This is a genomic window from Paractinoplanes globisporus DSM 43857 (genome assembly GCF_000379645.1).
Classification (GTDB): Bacteria; Actinomycetota; Actinomycetes; order Mycobacteriales; family Micromonosporaceae; genus Actinoplanes; species Actinoplanes globisporus.
The window spans coordinates 312,159-337,719 of sequence record NZ_KB903350.1 but is presented as its reverse complement, the minus strand read 5'-3'; the positions used below and the strand labels follow the sequence as shown (position 1 = coordinate 337,719).

The 25,561-nt window shown below is 71.5% G+C and carries 22 protein-coding genes; 11 read left to right on the top strand and 11 right to left on the bottom strand.

Annotated elements, in window-relative coordinates:
• Positions 1-5 precede the first annotated feature (5 nt).
• The 3 genes from A3CQ_RS0146075 to A3CQ_RS0146065 are packed head-to-tail and all read right to left on the bottom strand — an operon-like array spanning position 6 to position 3,360.
• Positions 6-2,165: an FtsX-like permease family protein gene (locus A3CQ_RS0146075; RefSeq protein WP_020517754.1), complete on the bottom strand. Its 2,160-nt coding sequence runs from the start codon at positions 2,163-2,165 to the stop codon at positions 6-8.
• Positions 2,162-2,839, bottom strand: a complete 678-nt coding sequence (locus A3CQ_RS0146070; protein WP_020517753.1) for an ABC transporter ATP-binding protein — start codon at positions 2,837-2,839, stop codon at positions 2,162-2,164. The genes A3CQ_RS0146075 and A3CQ_RS0146070 overlap by 4 nt, the downstream gene beginning before the upstream one ends.
• A complete protein-coding gene (locus A3CQ_RS0146065) occupies positions 2,836-3,360 on the bottom strand; it encodes a PadR family transcriptional regulator (protein WP_020517752.1) in 525 nt (174 codons plus the stop codon). Before A3CQ_RS0146065 ends, A3CQ_RS0146070 begins: the two co-directional genes overlap by 4 nt.
• Before the next feature lie 63 nt (positions 3,361-3,423).
• Here A3CQ_RS0146065 and A3CQ_RS0146060 point away from each other — a divergent pair, with 63 nt between their 5' ends.
• Positions 3,424-4,170, top strand: a complete 747-nt coding sequence (locus A3CQ_RS0146060) for an alpha/beta hydrolase (protein WP_020517751.1) — start codon at positions 3,424-3,426, stop codon at positions 4,168-4,170.
• A 43-nt stretch (positions 4,171-4,213) separates the two neighbouring features.
• Here A3CQ_RS0146060 and A3CQ_RS0146055 read toward each other — a convergent pair whose 3' ends face one another.
• The gene (locus A3CQ_RS0146055) at positions 4,214-4,660 is read right to left on the bottom strand and encodes a hypothetical protein (RefSeq protein ID WP_020517750.1); all 447 of its coding nucleotides are present in this window, start codon (positions 4,658-4,660) and stop codon (positions 4,214-4,216) included.
• 412 nt (positions 4,661-5,072) lie between these two features.
• Positions 5,073-5,978, bottom strand: a complete 906-nt coding sequence (locus A3CQ_RS0146050) for a proteasome assembly chaperone family protein (protein ID WP_020517749.1) — start codon at positions 5,976-5,978, stop codon at positions 5,073-5,075.
• Positions 5,979-6,181: 203 nt separating this feature from the next.
• On the opposite strand from A3CQ_RS0146050, the gene A3CQ_RS0146045 reads away from it, so the two are divergent.
• Together A3CQ_RS0146045 and A3CQ_RS0146040 are read left to right on the top strand one after the other, a co-directional pair.
• Positions 6,182-6,838 carry a hypothetical protein gene (locus A3CQ_RS0146045; protein ID WP_020517748.1) on the top strand — a complete coding sequence of 219 codons (657 nt, stop codon included), beginning with the start codon at positions 6,182-6,184 and terminating at the stop codon, positions 6,836-6,838.
• Between the two features lie 69 nt (positions 6,839-6,907).
• Positions 6,908-7,483 carry a fibronectin type III domain-containing protein gene (locus tag A3CQ_RS0146040; protein ID WP_157297136.1) on the top strand — a complete coding sequence of 192 codons (576 nt, stop codon included), beginning with the start codon at positions 6,908-6,910 and terminating at the stop codon, positions 7,481-7,483.
• Here A3CQ_RS0146040 and A3CQ_RS0146035 read toward each other — a convergent pair.
• The 5 genes from A3CQ_RS0146035 to A3CQ_RS0146015 are packed head-to-tail and all read right to left on the bottom strand — an operon-like array spanning position 7,470 to position 12,598.
• Entirely contained in the window at positions 7,470-8,312 is an 843-nt protein-coding gene (locus A3CQ_RS0146035) for an NAD-dependent epimerase/dehydratase family protein (RefSeq protein ID WP_020517746.1), read from the bottom strand. The two genes, A3CQ_RS0146040 and A3CQ_RS0146035, sit on opposite strands and share 14 nt — an antisense overlap.
• Positions 8,309-9,457, bottom strand: a complete 1,149-nt coding sequence (locus tag A3CQ_RS0146030) for a cytochrome P450 family protein (protein WP_020517745.1) — start codon at positions 9,455-9,457, stop codon at positions 8,309-8,311. The genes A3CQ_RS0146035 and A3CQ_RS0146030 overlap by 4 nt, the downstream gene beginning before the upstream one ends.
• A complete protein-coding gene (locus A3CQ_RS0146025; RefSeq protein WP_020517744.1) occupies positions 9,454-10,920 on the bottom strand; it encodes a class I adenylate-forming enzyme family protein in 1,467 nt (488 codons plus the stop codon). Before A3CQ_RS0146025 ends, A3CQ_RS0146030 begins: the two co-directional genes overlap by 4 nt.
• Entirely contained in the window at positions 10,872-11,606 is a 735-nt protein-coding gene (locus tag A3CQ_RS0146020) for a glycosyltransferase family 2 protein (RefSeq protein ID WP_020517743.1), read from the bottom strand. Before A3CQ_RS0146020 ends, A3CQ_RS0146025 begins: the two co-directional genes overlap by 49 nt.
• Positions 11,603-12,598 (bottom strand): 3-oxoacyl-ACP synthase III family protein, encoded by a 996-nt coding sequence (locus A3CQ_RS0146015; RefSeq protein ID WP_026206937.1) that lies wholly within the window; start codon positions 12,596-12,598, stop codon positions 11,603-11,605. Before A3CQ_RS0146015 ends, A3CQ_RS0146020 begins: the two co-directional genes overlap by 4 nt.
• A 71-nt stretch (positions 12,599-12,669) precedes the next feature.
• On the opposite strand from A3CQ_RS0146015, the gene A3CQ_RS0146010 reads away from it, so the two are divergent.
• Positions 12,670-14,235, top strand: coding sequence for a Na+/H+ antiporter (locus tag A3CQ_RS0146010; RefSeq protein ID WP_020517741.1), 1,566 nt, complete (start codon positions 12,670-12,672; stop codon positions 14,233-14,235).
• Positions 14,232-14,495 carry a UBP-type zinc finger domain-containing protein gene (locus tag A3CQ_RS0146005; RefSeq protein ID WP_020517740.1) on the top strand — a complete coding sequence of 88 codons (264 nt, stop codon included), beginning with the start codon at positions 14,232-14,234 and terminating at the stop codon, positions 14,493-14,495. The genes A3CQ_RS0146010 and A3CQ_RS0146005 overlap by 4 nt, the downstream gene beginning before the upstream one ends.
• A gap of 3 nt (positions 14,496-14,498) precedes the next feature.
• On the opposite strand, the gene A3CQ_RS0146000 is transcribed toward A3CQ_RS0146005, so the two are convergent.
• Entirely contained in the window at positions 14,499-16,109 is a 1,611-nt protein-coding gene (locus A3CQ_RS0146000) for a methyl-accepting chemotaxis protein (RefSeq protein WP_020517739.1), read from the bottom strand.
• A 70-nt stretch (positions 16,110-16,179) separates the two neighbouring features.
• On the opposite strand from A3CQ_RS0146000, the gene A3CQ_RS0145995 reads away from it, so the two are divergent.
• From A3CQ_RS0145995 to A3CQ_RS0145970, 6 genes are all read left to right on the top strand, one after another.
• Entirely contained in the window at positions 16,180-17,097 is a 918-nt protein-coding gene (locus A3CQ_RS0145995; RefSeq protein WP_020517738.1) for a ketopantoate reductase family protein, read from the top strand.
• 154 nt (positions 17,098-17,251) lie between these two features.
• Positions 17,252-19,363 (top strand): glycogen debranching protein GlgX, encoded by a 2,112-nt coding sequence (gene glgX, locus A3CQ_RS0145990; RefSeq protein WP_026206936.1) that lies wholly within the window; start codon positions 17,252-17,254, stop codon positions 19,361-19,363.
• Positions 19,363-21,630 (top strand): malto-oligosyltrehalose synthase, encoded by a 2,268-nt coding sequence (gene treY, locus A3CQ_RS0145985; protein ID WP_020517736.1) that lies wholly within the window; start codon positions 19,363-19,365, stop codon positions 21,628-21,630. Before glgX ends, treY begins: the two co-directional genes overlap by 1 nt.
• Positions 21,630-23,354: a malto-oligosyltrehalose trehalohydrolase gene (gene treZ, locus A3CQ_RS0145980; protein WP_026206935.1), complete on the top strand. Its 1,725-nt coding sequence runs from the start codon at positions 21,630-21,632 to the stop codon at positions 23,352-23,354. The genes treY and treZ overlap by 1 nt, the downstream gene beginning before the upstream one ends.
• A gap of 33 nt (positions 23,355-23,387) precedes the next feature.
• Complete coding sequence (locus tag A3CQ_RS58310) at positions 23,388-24,500, top strand: transporter substrate-binding domain-containing protein (protein ID WP_245577658.1); 1,113 nt, start codon at positions 23,388-23,390, stop codon at positions 24,498-24,500.
• Positions 24,497-25,519, top strand: a complete 1,023-nt coding sequence (locus A3CQ_RS0145970) for a hypothetical protein (protein WP_020517733.1) — start codon at positions 24,497-24,499, stop codon at positions 25,517-25,519. Before A3CQ_RS58310 ends, A3CQ_RS0145970 begins: the two co-directional genes overlap by 4 nt.
• Positions 25,520-25,561: the final 42 nt, after the last annotated feature.

Sequence of the window (25,561 nt, the reverse complement as noted above, 5' to 3'; positions counted from 1 at the left end):
CACGCCTACTCGTAGCGCACGGCGTCGAGCCGCGTCGCCGACGACATGAACGGCAACGCGATCAGCGAGACCCCATAGGCCGCCACCGCCCCCACCGCCAGCCCGGCGAGGAACCGCCCGCTCGGCAGAATCCAGTCCGACGGCGCGATGAGGATCAGTGACTGCAGCACGGCCAGCCCCACCCCCAGCAGCAGCGTGACGGCGAGCGGCGCCCCGGTCTCCAGCAGCACGATCCGCCGCAGCTCGCCGAGCGACACGCCGGACGCCCGCAGCTGCGCGAACGGCCGCCGCCTCTCCAGCACCCCGGTGATCACCGAGACGGTCAGGCTGCACGCCGTGAGAATCAAGATGAAGACCATCGCGTACGGGAGAATGTCCGCGACCCCGGTCCACCCCGAGCCCCCGGCCAGGTCCGCACTCACCTTGCTGCGCGACTGCGGCACCGCGCCCGCCGCCAGAGTCCGCACCCGTTCCTCGGCCGCGGTCGACCCGTCGGTCCGCACAAACACCGTCTGCACCGGCAATGACGAGGTCAACGGCCCCGGCGACGAGAATCCCTGAGGCTGGAAGACCGTGTCGGCCGAGGTGGGATTCGGGTACGGCAGCGTGAATAGGTCCTCGGCCCGCAGATAGACCTGGTCGTCCGCGCCGCCCTCCTGATAGATCGGCAGCGGGCAGGACATGGAGGTCACCCGGGCCAGGTCCGAGCAGGACACGACGATCATCTGGCCGGGCGTCACCCGGGCCACGACCGCGTCACCCGTCATGAGCGCCGGAATCGCGACACCCTGCGTGTGCACGGCGACCACGCCGCGATCCAGGGTTGTCGGCGGCGTGGAAGAAGACGACGCCGCCACCGAGAAGCCCACGCCCGTCGCCACGTACATGGCCACGGCCGCCCCGCCGACCATCCGGAACGTGCTGTATGGGTCGGCCGCAATCCGCCGCGCCACGATCAGCGTCGGCGCGCTCCGGCTCACCCGCGCCATCCCCCGGCTGACCCACATGCACACCCACGCCCCGGTCAGGAAGAACCCGATCAGCGTGATCAGCACGGACACCATCGATATCTGCCCGAGGGTCGCCTGCGCCAAAGAATCGTCGACTTTGTCCGGATCATTCGCCGCACCGAACGAGTACCAAGCCCCCGCGAGCCCGACCACGATCGGCGCGAGCCGCCACGCGCTGGGCGGCCGCCGGCGCCGCCGATGCCGTACGCCGAGCGGCGTCATCTGCGCCGGCCGCAGCGCCACCAGCGTCGTCAGGACCGCCAGCACCGGCACCCCGGCCAGCACCACGATCAGCGGCACCACGGGCACCGCCACGTCCGACGTGAAGATTGCCGACCCGTGGCCGAGGGTGATCATGCCGGCCGCCACCGGCCGCAACCCGACGTACAGCAGCCATCCGAGCAGCGTCCCCGCGACGGCCGCGACCACGGTCTCGGTCGCCGCCAGCACCGCGGTCTGCAACCGGGTCGCCCCGGCCAGCCGCACCGCCGCGAACCGCAGGTCACGCCTCGGCCCGCCGACCCGCACGGTCATCGCGACGAACACCGCCACCGGCCCCACGACCAGCGCCGCGATCAGTCCGAAGAGGACGCCCCACACCCCGGCCAGGTCGAGCCGCAGCCCCGGCTGCTCGATCCCGGCGATCTCGATCGCGCCGGGCATGGCGAGCATCTCGGCCGGCGTGCGCCCGACCAGGGCCACCAGTTCCCCGCGCACGATCAGCCCGTCCGGCCCGACCTGCCCGACGTCCCGCCCCGGGAACCGGTCGCCCAGCTGATCGGCCGGCACCGACCGCACCAGCGACGCCAGCGCGGGGGAGAGCACCCGCTCACCCGGCCCGGGCAGCCGCGCGATCCCCGGCGGCACCGGCGGCCGCGGTCCGAGCGCCGCGACCTGCACCCGGATGATGTCCTGCCCCGCGTACCGGTCGGTGACCGCGAGCCACATCGCGTGATCGGGCGCCGTCGCCGGACTGGTCGCCGTGGTGCGGTGCCAGGCCAGCCGGTCGATGTGGTTCTGCATGATCGGCAGGGCCGAGAGCGCGAGCAGGATCAGCGGTACGCCGGTGGCGATGCCGGCCGCGACCAGTGCCGCCCGGGCCAGCCCCTCGCGGCCGCCGGCGAGCGCCAGCCGGAACCCGAGGAGGATGGTCATGGCGCCACCGCCGGGAGAACCGCTCTGCCATCCCGTACGGTCAATTGTCGATCGGCGAAGGCCGCCACCCGCGGCTCGTGGGTGACCACGACGACGCTCGCGCCTTCCGCCCTGGCCGTGGTGACCAGCAGTTCCATCACCTCGTCGGCGGCGACCGAGTCGAGCGCGCCGGTCGGCTCGTCGGCGAAGACCACGCGCGGCCCCGCGATCAGCGCCCGGGCGAGCGCCACCCGCTGCGCCTGCCCGCCCGAGACCTCGCCCGGCAGCCGGTCGGCGGAATCGGTGAGTTGCAGCCGCTCGATCCACTCCCCGGCCGCGGCGACCGACCCCCGTCGGCCCCGGCCGCCGAGCAGCAGGGGGAGTGCGATGTTTTCCCGGAGGGTGAGTTCCGGGACGAGCTGGCCGAATTGAAAGACAAATCCGAATTGTGTACGGCGGAGCCGACTGCGCCGGCCATCCAGGAGCTTGTCGATGCGCCGTCCGTCGAAGGTCACCTCGCCGGCATCGGGCGCGAGGATGCCGGCCAGGCAGTGCAGCAGCGTGGACTTGCCGGAGCCGCTGGGACCCATCACCGCGAGCACCTCGCCCGCGGCCACCTCCAGGTCGACGCCGCGCAGCGCCGGGATCGGCCCGAAGCTCTTGTGCAGCCCGTGGCCGCTCAGCAGGGAAGTCATAACTTGATCTCCTCCGCGAGGGTGTCGAGGCGGCCCGCCGCGTGCTCGATCCAGCGCAGGTCGGCCTCGATGTGGAAGAGCTGGTAGTCGATGAGCATGCCGTCACGCAGCGACGCCTCGCGCCGCTGCCGGGTGAGGTCGCGCATCACGGCGAGGTGCCGCTGGCGCTGCTCCTCGAGGAAGACATCGGCGGATCGGCCGGAGAGCAGCGCCACCACCACCTTGGTGAACAGCACGGTCTGCAACTGCGGCTGAGGATCCTCCGGTTCGGACAACCAGCGCTCCAAGTCCGTCACCCCGTCCGTCGTGATCGAGTAGCGCTTGCGCTCGGGGCCGGCGCCCGGCTCGACCCCGGCGACCGCGATCAGCCCGTCCCGCTCGAGCTGGGCGAGCGTGCGGTAGACCTGTCCGAAGCGCAGCGGCCGGGTCGCGCCGAACCGGCGGTCGTAGGACTGCTTGAGGTCGTAGCCGTGGCGATCGGCCTCGTTGAGCAGCCCGAGCAATGCGTACGACACCGTCATGCGCCGGACTATACCCATCGGGTATACCCACCGGGCATAGTCATGGTGTGCCAACCTGAGCCGATGGCCCTGATCCGCGTCGACTTCGCCGCCGAGACCCTCGAACTGGACACCTCGATGACCGTGGTGCTGCCGCAGCAGGGTGCCTCGCCGACGCCGGTGCTCTACCTGCTGCACGGGCTCACCGACGACGACACGGCCTGGACCCGGTTCACCTCGATCGAGCGGTACGCGTCGGAGAAGGGCCTGGCCGTGGTCATGCCGCAGGTGCACCGCAGTTTCTACGCCAACGAGGCGTACGGCATGCGGTTCTGGGACTTCCTCACCGAGGAGCTGCCGGCGACCGTCGAGCGGTTCTTCAACGTGTCGACCCGGCGCGCCGACACGTTCGTGGCCGGGCTCTCGATGGGCGGCTACGGGGCCTTGAAGTGGGCGCTGCGCGAGCCGCACCGGTTCGCGGCCGCCGCCAGCCTCTCCGGCGCGGTGGATCTCGCGTACATCCAGGAATTCGATCTGAGGCCGCACATCCGCGCCCTGGTCTCCCGCGTCTTCCCCGACCGCAAGGTCGCCGGCGGCGACGAGGACCTGCTGCACCTCGTGAAGACCGCCGACCCCGACGCGCTGCCCCGGCTGCTGCTGCGCTGCGGCACCGAGGACCACCTGGTCAAGCAGAACGAGCGGTTCGTCACGGCGTGCACGGCGGCCGGCGTGAAGCTCGACGCGGAGTTCGGCCCCGGCGAGCACGAGTGGGGCTACTGGGACGCGCAGATCCAGGTCGCCCTCGACTTCATGCTGGCCGGGCGCCGATAAATCAAGCGTGACGGCGGCCTTCCTGTGGGGCGCGTTCGGGGCGTCAGCGCTGCTGATCGCCTTTCGGCTGACACCGAGCCGCCGGGTGATGGCCGTCGTGATGGCGCTGGGGAGCGGCGTACTGCTCGGCTCGGTTTCCCTCGAGCTGATCGACACGGCCCTGGACACCCGCTCGGTGGGCCTGGGTCGGCCTGCTGGTGCTGGTCGGCGCCGTGGTCTTCGCCGCCGGCGACTGGCTGCTCACCCGCCGCGGCGCCGGCGAGCGCAAGGATCCCGACGGCGCCCGGGCCGGCGGCTCGGCGATCGCGATCGTGCTCGGCTCGATCCTCGACGGCATCCCCGAGTCGTTCGTGCTGGGCCTGACCGTGCTGCAGGGCGGCGTGAGCGTGTCGCTCCCGGTCGGCGTCCTGCTGTCCAATCTGCCGGAGGGCATGTCGTCGAGCAGCGGCCTGCGCGTGGCGGGCTGGGCGCAGCGGCGCGTGCTGCTCATGTGGACCGCGGTGATCGCGGTGTCGGCGGCGGCGGGATATGCGCTGTTGGACCCGGCCAGTGGGCTTACGGGGGCGTTCGCGGCGGGGGCGTTGCTGGCTATGCTCGCGGATACTCTGCTGCCTGAGGCCTTGGGGCGCTGCCCCAAACCCCGCCACCGCAACCACGCAGACGCCGGGGTTTTGATTGGCGGCGAATGCCGCCCAAGAGGGACCCCGGGGGGTGATCTCCTCGCGACGGCAGCCAAGCCCCATTGCAAGAAGGGGTGGGATGCAACCGGTGTTTGGTTGCGTCCCACCCCTTCTTGCAATTCCCTACGGCAGCCGCCGCGAGGAGATCACCCCACCCACCGCAACCAAACCGCCAGGCTGATCTCCGAGCGCGGCCGGGGTGTGGGGCGGAGCCCCACGGTCTTACCCATCATCCCGAGTCTGCTCAGCCAGGAACCGCTCCAGCTCAGCCCCCAGCTCCTCCGCGGTAGGCAACGGCGTATCCGACTCCGCGAGCAGGTTGTTCTCCCGGCCGCGCAGGAAGGCGTCATACTGCGCCTCCAGCGAACTGACCAACCGCGCGGCCTGCTCGTCGTCGGCAATCTGCTTGTCGATGTCGGCTCGGACGATCTCGGCGGCCTTCCGCAGCTCGCCGGTGGGCAGGGCCAGGCCGGTGCTGGCCGAGACCGAGTCGGTCAGCAACTCGGCAGCAGCCGGGTAGCTCGTCTGGGCCAGGTAATGGGGGACGTGGGCCGCGTACCCCATTGCGTCCTTGCCGGCCTCGCCCAGGCGGAACTCGAGCAGGTTGCCGACGCTGGCCGGGACCTGCACGCGCTGCAGCCACGACTCGCGGTCGCCTAGCAGGCGCTGGTCGGTGGCGTGGGCGGTGACGCTGACCGGGCGGGTGTGCGGCACGGCCATCGGGATCGCGTTGAGGCCGACGGTCAGGTTGACGCCGAAGCGGTCGAGCAGGCCGGTGACCGCGGCGATGAAGCGTTCCCACTGCAGGTCGGGCTCGGGGCCGGCGAGCATGAGGAACTCGCGGCCCAGCTGGTCGCGCATGACGTGCAGGGCGAGGCTGGGCGCCTCGTAGGACTCCCAGTGGTCCTCCATGAAGATCATCGGAGGGCGGCGGGAGCGATAGTCGAGCAGCTGGTCGAGGTCGAAGGTCGCGACGACCCTGTTCTCCAGGTTTTCCAGCAGATTCTCGCGGAACAGCTGGATCGCGCTGCCCGCGTCGACGAACCCGGTGAGCGCCTGGACGAGCACCGGCTCGTCCAGGGCCGGCAGGTCGTCGGCCAACTCGTAGAGCTCGGTCGGTTCGAGCACGTCGAGGACCTCCTGTGCACAAAAGCGGGTAACTGCTGGTAACAACGGCGGTCCGTGGTTCATTCCGGCCGACCTGTGATCTTGCCAGAGGGCGATCAAGGTCTCAGCCCGGACACAAAATCATCTGCACCCCTCGCCTGCACGTGCATGTGCACGCCACAATGGATCAGGATCCTTCCCCATCCCCCCTACGGAGCGATCTGATGAGCGAATCCGCCATCCCCGTCAGAGAGCCGATTCCCGAGACCATCGCGCCCCCCGGCACGCTCTGGTCGCGCATGAAGTCCGACCCGCAGTATGCGCCCGAGCACCTCGCCCTCGACGCGGTGCGCCGCCTCGGGCCCGAGGCCGCCCAGTGGGCCGAGCGCTGTCGGTTGGACAATCCGGACATCACGCCCGATGCTCTTGCCGCGCTGGCCGTGCGACGGTTCACCACGCTGTCCCGCATCTCCGGCTCGGTCTCGGGCGCGACCGGCCTGACCGGCGCCGTTCTCGACGTGGGCGTCTTGGCCTGGACCCAGTCGCGGATGGTGCTGCACGTCGCCGCCGCGTACGGGCACGACCCGGCCGCCACCGAGCGCACCATCGACCTGATGGTGCTCCAGCGGGTGCACAAGGCGGCCGAGCCGGCCCGCCTGGCGCTGGGCGTCGCGGCCGGTCGCGAGCGGGCCAGCCGCCTGTTCACCGACGTGGCCGACCGCCCGCTGACCGGCGTGATGATGAAGCTCGGCTTCCGGCTGGGTCAGATGGCCGGACTGCACGCCGCGCGGCGCATGTTCGCCAAGAAGGCGGCCTGGGTCACCTCCGCCGCCACCCGGGACCTGGCCGCCCGAGCTCGCACTCACTTCCGCGCGGCCTGAGAGTCGGCCTAAGGATCTTGAGCCCCCGGCCGATCTGACCCCCGACATCCGAACGGGGGAGGGTGGCCGGTGCGCCGTCGTTGGCTGGGCATGTTGATCTTCGCGCCGCTCGTGCTGGGCGGCTGCAAGGCGAGCACGGTCGCCGGCCCGGTGCCGAGCCCGAGCGGCTCGCCGTGGGTGGTCACCGTCGCCGGCAGCGCCACGCCGTCGCCCGCTCCGTCCGGCGCCACGGCCACGCCGAGCACCTTCCCCACCGGTTTCCTGCCGCTGCCGTCGTCGAGCGCGACCGCCACGCCGACCGGCTCGCCGGGCTGCCCGCCGGACACCTCGCACGGCATCGCCGGCGCCACCGTCGTGCCCGCCAGCACCAGCGCCGCCGTCACCTTCTACAACCCCGGCGGCGGCTACCTGGTCGAGTACCGCATCACCGCGATCTCCCAGAGCCTGACCGTCGGCCAGCAGCGCGACGTCGGCTGGACCGTGGTGACCCCCGGCACCGGCTGCGGCTTCCTCACCGCCACCGTCACCGGCCTCGACCCCAAGACCAATTACGTCTTCTCCGTCGACGCCGTCACCACGATTCTCGGCCGCGACGGCACCCAGGCCGCCACGGTCGCCCGCTCGCCGGTGATTACGACGACATAAGCGATATTTCCGGTCGCCAGCCGGTGGACAGGGCCTTCCCGATGTCCAGCACCATCCCGTCGGTGACCTGGTCGATGCCGTACCGGGTCAGGGTCCGGCCCGGGAGCAGGGCCATCCCGCGCGCGATCCTCAAGGGCACGTGCCGCACCGGCACGCCGAGCACGCTTGCCACCGCCCGGTCACGCCGGTAGACCATGTCGTCGGCGATGTTGTAGGCACCGGGCGGCCAGCCGATCGCCGCGAGACAGGCGGAGGCGAGGTTCTCCACCGCGGTCAGGCTCAGCGGCACATCCGGGCCGGGCAGCCAGGCGCGTCCGCCGCGAACGATCCGCCGCAGCCGCGGCATCAGATGGGGGTCACCCTCGCCGTAGACCGCTCGAGGCCGCAAAACCACCGCCCGGCCGGCCAGGGCGATTTTCTCACCCGATGATTTCGTACGCCCGTAAGCGGTGCGCTGCCGATCGGCGGGATGATCCTCCCGCACGGGTTCGCGGTAAGGCCCCGGCCGATACACCGAGGCGCTGCTCACCCAGACGACCGGCCGTCCGGCCGCCGCCGTCATGAGCCGCCTCGTCCCGTCGACGTTGACCCGCCGGAACGCCTCCTCGGTCCGCCGCCCCGGCCGCGGATCGCCGATCGCCGCCGCGAGATGAATGACGGCATCGGCCCCGCCCAGATCGGGCTCGCCCGCCGCGGCGTCCCAGAACAGGTGCTTCCCGACCGGCCCCGGACGCCGCCCCACGCAGACCACGTCGGCGTCGCTCTCCGCCGCGAGCCGGGCGACCACGCCGCCGCAGAAACCGCTCGCCCCGGTGATCGCGATCCTCATACCGTCCCCTGGACGACCAGCTCGCGCCAGCCCGGAAGGGCCGATCGGCGATCGACGCGCGCCCGCACCACGACCGGCCGGTGCGGGGCGAGCGCCTCCAGGAGATCGCCGAGCTGCCGCCGGACCAGCCGCGCACCCGGGCAGGCGTGCGTCCCGGCCCCGAAGACGAGCTGAGCCGTCCGCGCCGGCGCCGGATTCCGCGGATCGGGATCGCGCCGGTGGGCGTCCGCGGCATGCCGGGCAATCAGCAGCATCCGGTCGCCCGCGTGCACCGGGCAGCCGTCGGCGATCTCGCCTCCGGCGGCGGCCACGCGAGGCAGGAGCGGCGTGGGCGAGGTGACGCGCAGCAGCTCATCGACGAGCACGCTGTCCCGGGCGTACGCCCAGAGCCCGTCATCGGCCACCCAGGCCACCGCCCGCGGGAGCGCGGCGACGGTTGTGTTCACCGCGGCGACGGCAAGTGTCGCCGCCAGCCCGGCGTCCCGGCGGCGGTCCGGGTCGTGGCGGTCGCCCGGGTCGTGGCGGTCGCCCGCCTCGCTCGCGCCGGGCGGGCGGTCCGGTTTCCCGGTGGCCGTGACCAGGGCGAGCAGGCGCCTCGCCGCGGCCTCGGCGCGGATCTCGGCCCGCCGCCGGCCCAGCCCGGGCAGATGGGCGCGGGCGGCGGTCGCCCCGGCCCGCCGGGCCGCCGCGGCCAACTCGAGCGGGTCCATGTCGAGGTCCAGCAGCGCCGCCGCGGTTACTCCGGCGATCTCCGCGGCCAGCGGCACGAGGTCGACCGGGTGCCCATCGGCGAGGGGCACGAGGCGCTCGTCGAGCAGCCGCGTCCAGATCGGGCGGAGCCGTTCGACCCCGGCCGCGCCGAGCCGTTCGGCGACGTCGCGGCGGGTGCGGCGATGGTCGTCGCCCTGCTGGTCGAAGAGCCCGCCCGCCCCCGCCAGCCGGTCGACCGCGCCGCCGGTGGTGCCCTCGGCCGTGCGGTCCAAGGGAATCCGGGTGAGCGCCGCGAGGTAGGCCTCCCGGTCGTGGACCAGGAGCGTGCCGCCCAGCCGGCGCACCGGTTTGCGCCGCAGGGCCGCGAGCAGCGCGAACAGCACGGGGTGGCTGAGCAGATAGACGCGCCGGTCCCGCGCCCGGGCGGCGGTCATGCGTTCGCTGCCAGCTGGGCGGTGGCTCGGCGGTCCGGTTTGCGCGACCGGCCCGCGAGCGGGATGCGGGCGAAGATCACCGCGTCGGGGCGGGCCGCGCCCATCCGGGCCAGCGGATCGCGAAGGGCCACCCGAAGACCGGCCTCACTGGCGCCGGCGGCGGGCTGGATCACGGCGACCACGCGCTCGTCGCCGTCGCCGGTCGGGACGCCGACGAGCAGGGCCAGCTCGACGCCGGGGATGTGCAGGGACGGCTCGTACAGGCCCGGATAGATGTTCTCGGCGCGGCGCAGGATCATGTCCTTCAGGCGGCCGCCGAGCACGATCCGGCCGTCTTCCACACGACCCCGATCACCGGTCGCCACCTGGGCGAACGGCTGCTCGCCGAGATAGCGGCCGGCGGCGGTGGGACCCGACAGCAGGAGCTGGCCGCCGGCGTCGACCGACGCCGTCACGCCCGGAAGCGGGGCGCCCACGAGATCGCCCTCGCCGGTGAAGGCCGCCTTCTCGGCCGACTCGACCGCGGCGGCCGGGAAGACCTCGGTGAGGGCGTAGACACCCCAGGCCTCGCGGGCGCCGGCCGCCCGCACCGACGCGAGCAGGGCGGCGCTCACCGGGGCCGACCCGCTGTAGACCCGGCCGGTGAAGCGCACGCCGCCGGCCAGCGCGGCCCGCAGGTGTGGCGGCGTCAGGTAGGTGGCCTGCGGATCGAGGTTGCGGATCTGGCGGCCCAGGCCACGCCGGGCAGGCAGGGCCACCGGGGCGCCGCTCGCCAGCGACGGCAGCAGGACGAAGAACGTGCCGCCGAGCACCGGGACGCCGGGCAGCGGGCGGACCAGGTCGCGCACCGCCGTCATCCCGGCCGACAGGGACCGCCGGGTGTGCACGACCGCGCGCGGCCGGCTCGTCGTCCCGGAGGTGAAGACGATCACCGCGTCTCCGTCGCCGTCGTACGCCGGTGGCAGCGGCCCGGCCAGCGGGCGCAGCGCGGGCGGCGCGCCGGGCAGGCGACGGCCCACCGTGACCACCGGGGCCAGCGTGTCGAGGGCGGGCAGCGCCAGGTGCGCGCGGCGGGCCAGCGGCGCGAGCCGGCCGGCCACCGCCTGCGCGGCCGCGTCGGCCAGGATCAGGCGCGGCGTGGCGAGGGCGAGGCGGGCCCGCAGCACGTCCGGGCCGGCGGTCGGGTCCAGCACCGCGATGCGCAGGCCCATCCGGTACGCGGCCAGCATCGTCGCCAGCGAGCGCGCTCCGGGGCGTACGGCCAGACCGATGGTGTCGCCCGGAGCGAGACCCTTCTCGCGGAGCGCGACCGAGTAACCATGCGTCAGGCCCGCCAGCTCGCCGCGCGTGCATCGGCCGGCCAGGGCCGGACGCGTGTCCTCCTCGCGCAGGCCGGCGATGAGCTCGTCGAGCATCAGCGCGGGTCCGCCGTGCGCGAGCCGCTGCCGCGGTCCAGGTACCACTTCGCCGTCCCGACGATGCCGTACGCGGACAGGCGCCGGGTGGAGTTGGCGACCACCATGTGCCGGCTGTGCACGATCGCGGCGGTGGTGCGCCGCACCCGGTTGAGAAACGTGCGGTCGGTGGGGGAAGGCCGCCGGGGCATGCCGCCGCAGGCCTCGTACAGGTCGGCGGTGATGGCCATGTTGTTGCCGGCGTGCATCCGGTACGGCGCCAGGAACTGCTCGCCGCGGTGGGCGGGGCGCAGCCGGCCGAACGTCGCCGCCAACCCGACCAGCGCCCGGAAGAATCCCCGCCCGACCGGGCCGTGCTCGTCGCGGCGGGCCACGATCCGGCCGCAGGCCAGGCCCCCGCCCCGGACCAGCGCGCGCCGGGCGGCCGCCACCCAGCCGGGCGCGGGCAGGCAGTCGGCGTCGGTACGGGCCAGGTGCACGGCGCCGTTGGCGATCGCGTGCCGGAAGCCGGTGTCGACCGCGCAGCCCACCCCCTTCTCCGTCTCGACCAGCACCTCGGTCGGGAACGGGCCGCGGAAGGAACGGGCCAGCGCGGCGGTCCCGTCGGTCGAGCCGTTGTCGACCACGAGCAGCGTGAAGTCGGTGTCGGTCTGCGCGGCCAGCGCTCGCAGGGTGTCGCCGATCCGGGCGGCCTCGTTGTACGCCGGGACGATCACCCAGAGCGGCGCCGTCACGACACCTCCCAGACCATGGTCATCAGGCTGACGCCGCCGCCGAGGCCGACCAGCAGTACCCGGTCTCCGGTCTCCAGCGCCGGGCGGACCCGGGCCAGCTGGACCCCGAGCGACGCCGAGGCCGTGTTACCCAGCTCATCGACGGTCACTTCCAACTTGTCCTTGGGCACGCCTGTCACGCGTACGAAATGATCTAGGTAGGGAAGCGTGACCTGGTGAACCAGCACGCGCGCGTAATCTCCCCACCCGTACCCGGTGCGGAGCGCGACCCGTTCGAACAGGCCGGCGCCGATCGTCTCGAAGATCCGGCGAAGCCGGTGCCCGTCGCCGGTGAAATAGGTGTGCTCGTCGCCGCGCGGATGCCGGGAGCCGCCGCCGAAGATGCCGCCGGCCGACCAGTGCTCGGAGTGCGTCTCGGCGTCGACGTCGACGATGCCGCCGGTGGCGACCGGCTCGACCAGCACGGCCGCGCCCGCGTCGCCGAAGGTGAAGCCCGCGAACGCCGTGCGCGCCTGGGCCAGCCCGTCCAGCCGCGGCCGCATCGCCCGGGTCGGCGTCTCGCCGGTGACCACGAGCGCCCGTTTCGCCCGGCCGGCCAGGATCATCGAGCGGGCCAGGTCGATGCCGTTGAGGAAGCTGTTGCAGGCGTTGGTGACGTCCAGCGCGTGCGCCCGGCTGCCCAGCGCCGCCTGCACCACGTGCGCGGTGGCCGGCTCGGCCATGTCCCGGGTGGCGCTCGCGAACAGCAGCAGGTCGACGTCGAGCGGGTCGACGCCGGTGTCGGCCAGCACCTTGGTGGCGGCGTCGATCGCCAGGTCGGACGCGTACTCCCCGTCGGCGACCATCCGCCGGCGCTTGATGCCGGTGGCCTGCTCGAACATCCGCGGCGGCAGCATCAGCCCACTGGCCACCGCCACGCTGCGCTGCAGCTCGGCGGTCGGCACCTCGCGGGCCGGCAGGGCGTACGCGATCCCGGTGATCCCCACATTCATGGGCGACAGCCTTCCGCACCCGCCGTGTCCCCGGCGTGAGTAGGGGTGCTCAACTCTTTAAGCTTCCCTGCATGGGGAGCATCGTCGACGTGGTCGTGCTGGTGGCGATCTCCGTTCTCGGCGCGGCTCTGGCCCGCCGTCTGGGCTTCGTGGCGCCGCTCGTGCTGCTGGTCGCGGGCCTGGGCCTGTCGTACGTCCCGGGTTTCCCGGAGGCGCATCTCAAGCCCGAGTTGGTGCTGATCGGCATCCTGCCGCCGCTGCTCTACGTGGCCGCGCTGCAGACGTCGGTGCCGGCCTTCCGCCGGCAGATCCGCCCGATTCTTCTTCTCGCGGTCGGCCTGGTGCTGGTCACTGCGTTCGCGGTGGGCACGGTGGTGCATTGGCTGCTTCCCGGGGTTCCGTACGCCGCCTGCGTCGCGCTGGGCGCGATCGTGGCACCGCCCGACGCGGTGTCGGCGACGGCCATCGCCCGCCGGGTCGGCCTGCCGCGCCGGGTGGTGACGATCCTCGAGGGCGAGAGCCTGCTCAACGACGCGACCGCGCTGGTGATCGTGCGCATCGCGGCGGGCGCGCTGGCCGGAACCGCGGTCGGGTTCTGGCCGATCGTCGGGCAGGTGGCGCTCAAGGCCGGCGGGGGCGTGCTGATCGGGCTGGTCGCCGCCGTGGCCGCGGCCAAGCTGCACCGCAAGATCCTCGACCCGCTGCTGGACGACGCCGTCTCGCTGCTCACGCCGTTCGTGGTGGTGATCGTGGCCGAGGAGCTGAAGAGCTCCAGCGTCGTGGCCGTGGTGGTCACCGGGCTCTACCTGGGCCACCGCATCCCGTACCTGCTGTCGCCGACGTCGCGGCTGCAGATGGAGGCGGTGTGGCGTCTCATCACGTTCCTCCTCGAGGGCGTGGTGTTCCTGCTGGTCGGGTTGCAGCTGCGCAGCATCGGCGAGGGCATCACGACGAGCGTGGGCACGACCGTGGCGATCACCGCCGCGGTGATCGGCACCATCGTCGCCGTGCGGTTCATCTGGATGTATCCCGCCACCTATCTCGTACGGCTGATCCCGCGCATCCGGAACCGCGAGGAACGGCCGCCACCCAGCGTGCCCACCGTGATCGCCTGGGCCGGCATGCGCGGCGTCGTGACCCTTGCCGCCGCGCAGACCCTGCCCGACAAGGGCGGCGGCGACTACAACAAGGACCTGTTCATCTTCGTGGCGTTCGCCGTGATCGTTTTCACGTTGCTGCTGCAGGGAACCACCCTGCCCTGGCTCGCGGTGCGCCTGGGCGTGCGGCAGGACTCGAGCGCCGCCGACGCGCTGGCCGAGGCCGGCGTGCAGTATCAGGCCAGCCGGGCGGCCCTGGAGGCGCTCGAGAGGAGTGCCGACGGCGCCCCGGCCGAGGTGGTCGACCGCCTGCGCGCACTGACCGAGAGCCGCTCCAACAACGCGTGGGAACGGCTCGGCAATCAGCAGCAGGAAACCCCCTCGGCGGCGTACGGTCGGCTGCGGCGCGAGATGATCCTCGCGGAACGGCACGTCTTCAAGGTCGCCCGCAACGAGGGCCGAATCCCCGAAGAGGTGCTGACCCGCGCCCAGCGCGAGCTAGACCTGGAAGAGTCCCAGCTGCAACGGAGTGACGATTGACCTGCCAGCACCTGGCACAGGCCGGCGAGCCGGCCCCCCAGTCCGCGTACGAGGACGGATGCCCCCGCTGCGTGGCCGACGGTTTCACCGGCTGGGTGCACCTGCGCCTATGCCTCGACTGCGGCACGGTCGCCTGCTGCGACTCCTCCCCCCGCCGCCACATGTCCGCCCACCACGACGAGACCGGCCACCCGGTGATGCGCTCGTTCGAGCCCGGCGAGAAGTGGCGCTGGTGCTTCACCGACGAACTGCTCGGCTAGCGGTCAGACCCGAAACTGCCCCACCAACTCCCGCAGATCCTCCGACATCTGAGCCAGCCGATCAGCCGTCCCCCGCGACTCCGCAGCCCCGTGCGCCGTCTCCTGGGCCGCGCTCGCCACCCCCGTGATGTTCCTCGCGATCTCCCCCGACCCGGTAGCCGCCTCGACGACGTTCCGGCTCATCTCCGCCGTGGTCGCCGACTGCTCCTCCACCGCGCTCGCGATCGTCGTCGAGTGCTCGCTGATCTGGGCGATGATCCCGGTGATCTGGTCGATCGCCCCGATCGCCGCGTTGGTGTCCTGCTGGATGGCGTCGACCTTGCCGCCGATGTCCGTGGTCGCCTTGGCCGTCGCCTGGGCGAGGTCCTTCACCTCGCCCGCCACCACCGCGAAGCCTTTGCCCATCTCACCGGCCCGGGCCGCCTCGATCGTGGCGTTCAGGGCGAGCAGGTTCGTCTGCTCGGCGATCTGCGTGATCAGCTTGATCACCTCGCCGATCTCGGTGCTGGAGCGGCTGAGCCGCCCGATGGTCTGACCGGCCGCCTGCGCACTTTCCACCCCGGTCGCGACGATCCCGGCGGCGCGGGCGGCCCCGTCGGCGATCTCCTGGATGGCGGCGTTCATCTGCTCGGTGCCGGCGGCCACGGTGCCGACGCTGCGCGAGACCTCCTCGGCCGCCGCCGCCACGATGTCGGACTTTCCCGACGCGGTGTCCGCGCCGTCGGCGATCCGGACCGTGGCCGCGTTGAGCTGCTGCGCGGCCGAGGCGAGGGTCTGACTGTTGCCGGCGATGGTGCTGAACGCGTCCCGCAGAACCCGCAGGGTGCCGTTGAGCGCGCGGCCCATGGCGGCCAGCTCGTCGCGCCCGGCCTCCGGGACCTGAACGGTGAGGTCCTTCCCGGCCACGGTGTGGATCGCGGAGACCGTGGCACGCAGCGGCCGGGTGATGCTGCGCGTGATCAGCACGGCGACGCCGGCCGCCAGCAGCAGGCAGATCAGACCGGCGACGATCATGAGCGTGCGGGCCGTCCGGCCGGCGGCCAGCGCCTCGGCGGCGGCGGTCTGCGCCTGCTTGTCGGCGAGGGCCACGAACTGGTCGATCTCGGTGACGATCTTGCCGAACCAGTCCAGCGACTCGCCCGAGGCCAGGGTGTTGGCCTGTCGAACGCCGGCCTCGGTGCCGGCCCGGTACCCGGCGATGATCTTCTGGTCCACGGCCATGAACTGCTCGAAGTCGCCGCCGACCGCGGTCAGGACGTCGCGTTCGGCCGATGTCAGCGACTTGGTCGACAGGGTGGCGAGGTCGTCGCGGAAGGCGGCGGTGGAGGCGAGGAACTCCTTGCGCTGGCCGACGGTGTCCTCGGTCGCGCCGGCCACGCCGCGCAGCGTGTCGAACGCGTACCCGGTCTGCCAGCCGGCGAAGTCGGCGGTGCGGAACTTCGCCACCATCGCCCCGTGCCGCATCTGGTCGGCGGCGGTGAGGCGTTCCGTGGCGGTGCCCGCCCGCTGCTGACCGAGGACGCCGATCGCGGTGGCGGCGAGCATGCAGAGGCAGACGGCGGTGAAAGCCGCGCCGAGCCGGGCGCCGATCCGGAGACGGGCGAACACGCTCATACCTGCGACCCTACGGATCTCCGGTGGCGGCGAGCGGCGATTGCCGTAAACACCGGAGTTAGATGGGCCTATGCGGACACTCTTCGTAGGAGCCGGGGCGACCGGCGGATACTTCGGCGGCCGCCTGGCTCAGGCCGGCAAGGACGTCACCTTCCTGGTCCGGCCCGGCCGGCGGGCCGTCCTCGACCGGCGCGGACTGCGGATCAAGAGCCCCGACGGGGAGACCGTCGTGCGGCCGCGCCTGATCACCGCGGATTCCGTGGACGGCCCGTACGAGCTGGTCGTGCTGGCCGTGAAGAGCTACGCGCTCGAGCAGGCGCTGATCGACATGGCGCCGGCGATCGGCCCGCGGACCGTGATCGTGCCGCTGCTCAACGGGATGCGGCACGTCGAGGAGCTGGAGGGCGCGTTCGGCCCGGAGCGGGCGTGGGGCGGCGTCTGCCTGGTCGAGGCCACGGTCGACGACGACGGCGACATCGTCCAGCTGTCGCCGATGCACCGGATCGGCTACGGCCCGCTCGACGGCGGCGACGACGACCGGCTGTCCGAGGTGACGTTCGCGCTGTCCGGCGAGGAGTTCGACTCGAACCCGTCGCACACGATCGTGCAGGACATGTGGGAGAAGTGGATCTTCCTCGCGACCATGGCGTCGCTCACCACGCTGATGCGGGCCGGCATCGGGGAGATCAACGCGGCGCCCGGCGGACGTGATCTCGGGGCCCGCACACTGGCCGAGGCCATGGCGATCGCCACCGCGGCCGATCACGCGCCGCGGCCGGGCGCGGTCGCCGTGTTCCAGCGCAACCTCGCCACGAAGGCGCCGATGACCTCCTCGATGTACCGGGACATGGCGCAGGGACTGCCGGTCGAGGCCGACGCGATCCTCGGCGACCTGCTGGCCGAGGCGGCCAAGCGCGACGTCCCGGCGCCGATGCTCGCGGCCGCCTACACCAACCTGTCCATCTACGCCACCAAGCGGACGGGCTGACCCGTTCGGGAGGTATCGATCAGCGGGCAACCGGACAGTCGGGGGGAAGTCGCCGGGCGCATCGGTGAGAATGACCGCTGACGCTGCCGCGCAGGATTACGCCGGACGGCCGGCGGGCACACTCCGTGGCGCGGATGAGGGGTGGGAGCGCAAAATGCAGGTTTGGCCTGGTCACCGGTACCCGTTGGGTGCCACGTACGACGGCACGGGCACGAACTTCGCCATCTTCTCCGAGGGGGCCGAGGCGGTCGAGCTCTGCCTGTTCGACCCCTCCGGGAACGAGCGCAAGGTTCAGCTGCACGAGCAGGACGCCTTCGTCTGGCACGCCTACCTGCCGGGCGTCGAGCCGGGCCAGCGGTACGGCTACCGCGTCTACGGGCCGTACGAGCCGGGGCGCGGGCTGCGCTACAACCCGCACAAGCTGCTGCTCGACCCGTACGCCCGGGCGGTGGACGCGGACGTCGAGTGGCACCCGTCGTTGTACGCGTACGACTTCGACCACCCCGACGAGATGTCGGACCTGGACTCGGCGCCCTACATGGCCAAGGGCGTGGTGGTGAACCCGTACTTCGATTGGGGGAACGACCGGCGGCCGGACATCCCGTACCACCACTCGGTGATCTACGAGACGCACGTGAAGGGCCTCACCGAGCGCCACCCGGACGTGCCGAAGGACATGCGCGGCAGCTACTCGGCGATCGGCCACCCCGCGATCATCGAGCACCTCAAGGGTCTCGGCGTGACCGCGGTCGAGCTCATGCCGGTCCACCAGTTCGTGCACGACAACCGGCTGCACGACCTGGGGCTGCACAACTACTGGGGATACAACACGCTCGGCTTCTTCGCGCCGTACCAGGGTTACTCCTCGACCGGCACGCTCGGTCAGCAGACCCAGGAGTTCCGCGGGATGGTCAAGGCCCTGCACAAGGCGGGGATGGAGGTCATCCTCGACGTCGTCTACAACCACACGGCCGAGGGCAACCACCTGGGACCCACGCTCAGTCTCAAGGGCATCGACAACCGTACGTATTACCGCCTGGTGGACGACCAGCCGCAGTTCTACATGGACTACACCGGAACGGGTAACAGCCTCAACGTGCGCAGCCCGCAGAGCCTCCAGCTGATCATGGACTCGCTGCGGTACTGGGTCACCGAGATGCACGTCGACGGGTTCCGCTTCGACCTCGCCTCCACCCTGGCCCGCGAGTTCTACGACGTCGACCGGCTGTCCACGTTCTTCGAGGTGGTTCAGCAGGACCCGGTGGTCGGGCAGGTCAAGCTGATCGCCGAGCCGTGGGACGTCGGGCCGGGTGGGTACCAGGTCGGGAACTTTCCGCCGAACTGGACGGAATGGAACGGCAAATACCGGGACACCGTACGCGATTTCTGGCGCGGTGAGCCGGCGACGCTCGCCGAGTTCGCCTCCCGGATCACCGGCTCGGCCGACCTGTACCAGGACGACGGCCGCAAGCCGTTCCACTCGATCAACTTCGTGACGGCGCACGACGGGTTCACGCTGACCGACCTGGTGTCGTACAACGACAAGCACAACGAGGCCAACGGCGAGGAGAACCGGGACGGCGAGAGCCACAACCGGTCCTGGAACTGCGGCATCGAGGGGCCGACCGCCGATCCCAAGGTGCTCTCGCTGCGGGCCAAGCAGCGGCGCAATTTCCTGGCCACGCTGATGCTGTCGCAGGGCGTGCCGATGATCTCGCACGGCGACGAGCTGGGCCGCACCCAGCTGGGCAACAACAACGCGTACTGCCAGGACAACGAGATCGCCTGGGTCGACTGGGAGCGCGCCGACGAGCAGCTGCTCGAGTTCACCCGGCGGCTCACCGCGTTCCGCCATCGGCACCAGGTGTTCCAGCGGCGGCGGTTCTTCACCGGTCTGCCGGTGACCGCGCGCGGCGGCGGCGATCCGCTGCCCGACCTCGAGTGGTTCACCCCGGACGGGCGGCAGATGGCCGGCGACGACTGGGGCAACGACTTCGGCCGCGCGGTCGCGCTGTTCGTCAACGGCGAGGGCATCCGCGAGCGGGGGCAGTACGGGCAGCGGCACGTGGACTCGTCGTTCCTGCTGTTCTTCAACGCGCACGACGCGCCCATCGAGTTCGCCACGCCCCCCGCCGAGTACGGGGAGAAGTGGGAGAAGGTCATCGAGACGGCCGAGGCGTCGCCGGATCGGCCGTCGGTCGTGGAGGCCGGCAACACGATCGTGGTTCCGGACCGGTCACTAATTGTGCTGGACAGGACGGTCTGATGCCCCCTTCCGGAACCTATCGGGTCCAGGTACGCCCGGACTTTCCCCTGTCGGCCGCGGCGGCGCTGGCCGACTACCTGGCGGACCTCGGGGTCAGCCACCTCTACACGGCACCGCTGCTGACCGCCACGCCCGGCTCGCAGCACGGCTACGACGTTGTCGATCACCGGTTCGTCAGCCCGGCTCTCGGCGGCTCCTCCGCCTTATCGGATTTGTCCGAAACGCTCCGGCAGGCGGGACTGGGGCTGGTCGTCGACATCGTTCCCAACCACGCCGGCGTTGCGGTACCGCATGCCAATCCGACCTGGTGGGACGTACTGAAAAATGGTCAGAAGTCTGAATTTTCCGGGTTTTACGACATTGACTGGTCGCGCGGTCGGATCTTGATCCCGGTGCTTGCGGACTCTCCGGACGAATTGGACAAACTGGCCGTCGATGGGGACGAGCTCCGCTACTACGACCACCGCTACCCGATCGCCGAGGGCACCGGCGACGGCACCCCACGGGAGGTCCACGACCGCCAGCACTACGAGCTGGTCAACTGGACCCGGGGCGACAGCGAGCTCAACTACCGCCGCTTCTTCACCATCACCGACCTGGCCGGCCTGCGCGTCGAGGACGAGGCGGTGCTCGACGCCACGCATGCCGAGATCCTCCGCTGGCACCGCGACGGCCTGGCCGACGGCATCCGCGTCGACCACCCCGACGGCCTGCGCGACCCCGGCGGCTACCTCACCCGCCTGCACGAGGCCGCTCCCGGCGCCTGGATCGTGGTCGAGAAGATCCTCGAGCCCGGCGAGCGGCTGCCGCCCTGGCCGGTCGCGGGCACCACCGGGTACGACGCGCTCGCCGAGGTCTGCGGCGTCTTCGTCGACTCGACCACCGAGGCGTTCTTCGACACCCTCCAGCATCACCTCACCGGCGCCGAGACCTCCTGGCAGGAACAGGTCCACGAGGCCAAGCTCGCGGTGGCGACGACCCACCTCGCCGCGGAGCTGGAGCGCATGGCTCGACTCGTACCGGATATCGAGGCCGCACCACGCGCTCTGGCCGAGCTTGCCGCCTGCTTTCCGGTCTATCGGTCTTATCTTCCGTTCGGCGCCCGGCATCTGGCGCGGGCGCGGGCCGAGGCCGGGCGACGGCGGCCGCAGCTGATACCCGTGCTCGAGGCCGTCACCGCGCGGCTGCGCGACCCCGCCGGCGAGCTCTCCCTCCGCTTCCAGCAGTTCACCGGCGCGGTCATGGCCAAGGGCGTCGAGGACACCGCGTTCTACCGCTGGACGCGCTTCACCGCGCGCAACGAGGTCGGGAACGATCCGGCCCGGTTCGGCGTCACCCCCGACGACTTCCACGAGGCCAGCGAGGACCGGCGGCGGCGCTGGCCGGACTCCATGACCACACTGTCCACCCACGACACCAAGCGCAGCGAGGACGTGCGGGCACGGCTCGCGGTGCTGGCCGAGGTGCCCGGGGACTGGACCGAGGTGGTGCGCCGCTGGGTCCGGATCGCTCCGCTCCCGGACCCCTCGCTGGCGCATCTCATCTGGCAGGCTGCCGTCGGTTCCTGGCCGATCTCCCGGGAGAGACTTTTCGCGTACGCGGTGAAGGCCGCCCGCGAGGCGGCGAGCTCGACCACTTGGCAACGTCCCGACGAGCGGTTCGAGGCGCTGCTGCGCGAGATGGTCGACCGGATCTACGACGACCCGGCCCTGCACCGCGAGGTGACCGATTTCGTCGAGTCGATCACGCCGCCCGGCTGGTCGAACTCGCTCGGCCAGAAGGTCGTGCAGCTGACCATGCCCGGCGTGCCCGACGTGTACCAGGGCACCGAGCTGTGGGACTACTCGCTGGTCGACCCGGACAACCGCCGCCCGGTCGATTTCGCGGCCCGGCGCGGGCTGCTGACCCGCCTCGACGACGGCTGGCTGCCACCGGTCGACGAGGGCGGCGCGGCCAAGTTGCTGATCACCAGCCGCACGCTGCGCCTGCGCCGGCAACGGCCGGAACTGTTCACCGGTTACCGCCCGGTCTTCGCCGAGGGGCGGGTCGGCGACCACGCGCTGGCCTTCGACCGCGGCGGCGCCGTGACGATCGCCACGCGGCTGCCGGTCGGATTGTCACGCCACGGCGGCTGGGGCGACACCACCGTGTCACTCGACGGTCACAGCTGGACGGAACTGTTCACGGGGACAAGCTACGGCGGGAACCGCCTGGCGGTGGCCGAACTGCTGCGCACTTACCCCGTCGCTCTGCTGGTGAAAGAATAATGCTCTTCGAAGTCTGGGTCCCCGAGAAGACCGTGAAGCTTCTGGTGGCGGGGGAGGAGCGCGCGATGGAGCGCGACGAGTCGGGCTGGTGGCGTCTTTCTGTCGACGCCGAGCCTGGATCCGATTACGCCTTTGTTCTGGAAGGCGCGGAATCCCCTCTCCCCGATCCTCGGTCCCCTTGGCAGCCCGATGGCGTGCACGGGCCCAGCCGGGTGTACGACCACTCCTCGTTCGCGTGGACCGATCAGGCGTGGACCGGCAAGCAGCTTCCCGGCGCGGTTCTCTACGAGCTGCATGTCGGGACATTTACGGCTCTTGGGACGTTCGACGCGGCCATCGAGCGGCTCGACCACCTCGTCGATCTCGGCGTGGACCTGGTCGAGCTGCTGCCGGTCAACGCGTTCAACGGCGAATACAACTGGGGGTACGACGGAGTCTGCTGGTACGCGCCGCACGAACCGTACGGCGGGCCCGACGGGCTGAAGCGGTTCGTCGACGCCGCACACGCCCGCGGCCTCGGCGTGCTCCTCGACGTGGTCTACAACCACTTCGGACCCAGCGGCGCGTACGCCCCGATGTTCGCGCCCTACCTGAGCCCGCACGGCACGAACCCGTGGGGCGACTCGATCAACCTGGACGGTCCGCTCTCCGACGAGGTGCGCCGCTACATCGCCGACAACGTGCTCATGTGGCTGCGCGACTACCACGTCGACGGCCTGCGGCTCGACGCCGTGCACGCGCTCGTCGACCACTCCGCGATCAACCTGCTCGAGCAGTTGGCGGTCGAGGTCGAGTCGCTCTCGGCGCACCTCGGCCGGCCGCTCTCGCTGATCGCCGAGTCCGACCTCAACGACCCCAAGCTGATCACGCCGCGCGAGGCCGGTGGCTTCGGCCTGCAGGCGCAGTGGGACGACGACGTGCACCACGCGCTGCACGCGCTGCTCACCGGCGAGCGGCAGGGGTACTACGGCGACTTCGGCTCGCTGGACTGCCTGCAGACGGTGCTCGAGGGTGCGTTCTTCCACGCCGGCACCTGGTCGACCTTCCGGCAGCGGACGCACGGGCGGCCGGTCTCTTCTAAAACGCCAGGCCATCGCTTTGTGGCATTCCTGCAGAACCACGACCAGATCGGCAACCGGGCCATCGGCGACCGGCTCTCCGCGCTGCTTTCTCCGGGGCTGCTCAAGGTCGGGGCGACGCTGCTGCTCACCGCGCCGTTCACGCCGATGCTGTTCATGGGCGAGGAATGGGCGGCCTCGAGTCCCTGGCAGTTCTTCACCAGCCACCCCGAGCCCGAGCTGGCCGACGCGGTGCGCACCGGCCGGCGGCGCGAGTTCGCCCGGCACGGCTGGGCCTCTTCCGACGTCCCCGATCCGCAGGACCCGGCCACGTTCGAGCGCTCCAAACTGGACTGGGACGAGCTGGGCAAGCCCGGCCACGCCGAGATCCTCGCCCTGTACAAGCAGTTGATCGCGTTGCGACGGCAGTACGCGGATCTGTCCGACCCGTGGCTGTCCAAGGTCGAGGTCTGGCACGGCGACCAGTTCGTGGTGATTCGCCGGGGCGCGTGCATCGTGGCGGCCAACCTCGCCCCGGTGGCGCAGACCGTGAGCCTGCGGTCCGTGCCGAGCAAGGTGCTGCTCGCGACCTCGCCCGGGGTAGTGCTGCAACGCGATCGGGTGGAGTTGCCCGCGGAGAGCGCAGTGGTGGTAGCAGCCCGCTGAACCCGTGTCGCACTCATGCGGCACGATGGGGCGATGACGGAGCGCGGTTCGAGCCGGTTCGCCTGGCCGGTGCGTCGGCGCACGCCGCCGGGTCCCGAGGGCACCGCCGAGGACATCGCGGTGCAGGACATCGCCGAGCGTGAGGCGGCCGACCGGCAGCTGCCGCCGCCCGACCCCGAGCCGATGGCCGAACCGCTGCCGCGGCTCAACCTCGCCGCGTTCCGTCTGGCCGCGCTCGGGCTCGTGCTGGTCCTCGGGCTGACGATCGCCCTCGCCGGGGTCTTCGTGGGCGGGCCGCCGTCGGTGGCCGAGCTGCGCGCGCAGTCCGGCGTGGACGACTGGACGGTACTGACTATCGGGGTCAAGGACGACCAGCCCGGGGTGGCCTACTACGACACGGGCTCCAAGATCTGGACCGGGTTCGACGTCGACATCGCGTACATGATCGCGGAGGATCTGGGCTTCCGGCGCGACGAGGTCCAGTTCTACGGGATGGAGAGCGAGGACAGGGCGCGCATGCAGGCGACCGACGCCGACGGGAATCGGGTGCCGGTCAAGATGGTGATCGCCAGCTACAGCATCACGCCGGAGCGGGAGGCAGCGGCCGGCGTGACGTTCTCGGCGCCCTACCTCTACACCGAGCAGTCCGTCCTGACCCTCAAGGGCCACGCGCCGGTCGCCACCTTCAAGGACCTCGAGCACAAGCAGGTCTGCTCGCTCTCCACCTCGACCAGCCTCAGCGGGCTCAAGTCGGCCGAGGCGATCACCCGCAGCAAGAACAAGGTCAGCGAGTGCATCGACGACCTGCGCGCCCACAAGGTCGAGGCGGTCAGCACCGACGCCGCGATCCTGGCCGGCTTCAAGGACCGCTTCCCCGGCGAGTTCGACCACTGGGACCTCGGCTACGACGCCACCGAGGCCTGGGGCGTGAACGTGGGGGAGAACCCGGCCCTGCGGAAACTGGTAAACCTCACGCTGTATCGCTCGCTCAAGGACCCGAAGGACTCCCGCTGGGAGGAGGCCTTCAAGAACAACCTCCAGGTCGAGGTCAAGCACAACGACAAGACCCCGATCGCGGTCGCCGCACAGCCCGACGTGCCCAAGCCCGACATCCGTGATCTGCCCTGGGAGGACGTCTTCCCGTGACCGACATCTTCGTCAAGGGCGGTCCGATCCCCACCCGGCGGCGCCGGGCGCAGATGAACTGGCTGTTCACCGTCCTGCCGGCGTTCCCGCTGGTGCTGCTCGTCCTGCGGCTGTGGTACCTGAGCCAGCAGGACCTGCCGACGATGCTGCTGCTGGTGCAGTACATCAGCCCGCTCGGCATGATCAGCGCGCTGTTCATCACGCTCATCTGGACCGTGCCCGCGGTCATCCTCGTGCTGCGGGCGCTCGGCGGCATCCTGCTGGTCAGCGCCCCCGACGACGCCGGCCGCTCGATGCTGGCGGTCACCGCGCTGCGCATGCCCGACTGGGTCGTGCTGCTGGCCACCATGCTCGCCGCGTTCACCTGGCAGCTGCGGCTACTGCCGACCCTCGGCATGCTCGTCGTCTCGATCCTCGGGCTCACCGCGGTGCTGCGCTTCCGCACCGAGCGCTGGATCATGCTGTGGAACACCATCGGCGTGCCGGTCCTCGTCGGCCTGCTCGTGCTGATCTTCGTGTGGCCCGGCATCATCGAGGCCGTCCGCGCCGGCGAGATCACCACGGCGCTGCTGCTCGGCGTGCCGCCGCTGCTCGGCCCGCTGCTCACCGGGCCGGTCCCGGCCTGGTCGGCGCGGCTGGTCACGCACTGGCCGGCGGTCGGCGCGGCTCTGGTCGCCCCGCTCGCCGTCGGCGTGATCTTCCTGCGCGCGCCGGTGCTGCCCAACAGCGCCGTCGAGGTCGGCCCGGCCGCCGGCCCGATCCACGTCGAGCGCGGTCAACTGATCTCGGTCGACGACACCTCGACGACCATGCTGCAGACCGACGGCACCGTCATCTTCATCCCCAACGACCAGGTCCGCTCCAAGGTCCTCTGCCCCGAGCCGGTGCGGCCGCCCGACAGCGCGGTCACCGTACGCGGCTGGCAGGTCGAGGAGTCGGCGCTCTCCTGGATCGCGCCCACCCACCGTGACAAAGAGGTCGACCCCCGATGCCTAGGACGCCCCCTCAACCCCAGCTGACCCCCTCCCACCACCCCGCCGCCGCCCTTGACCCGACCGAAG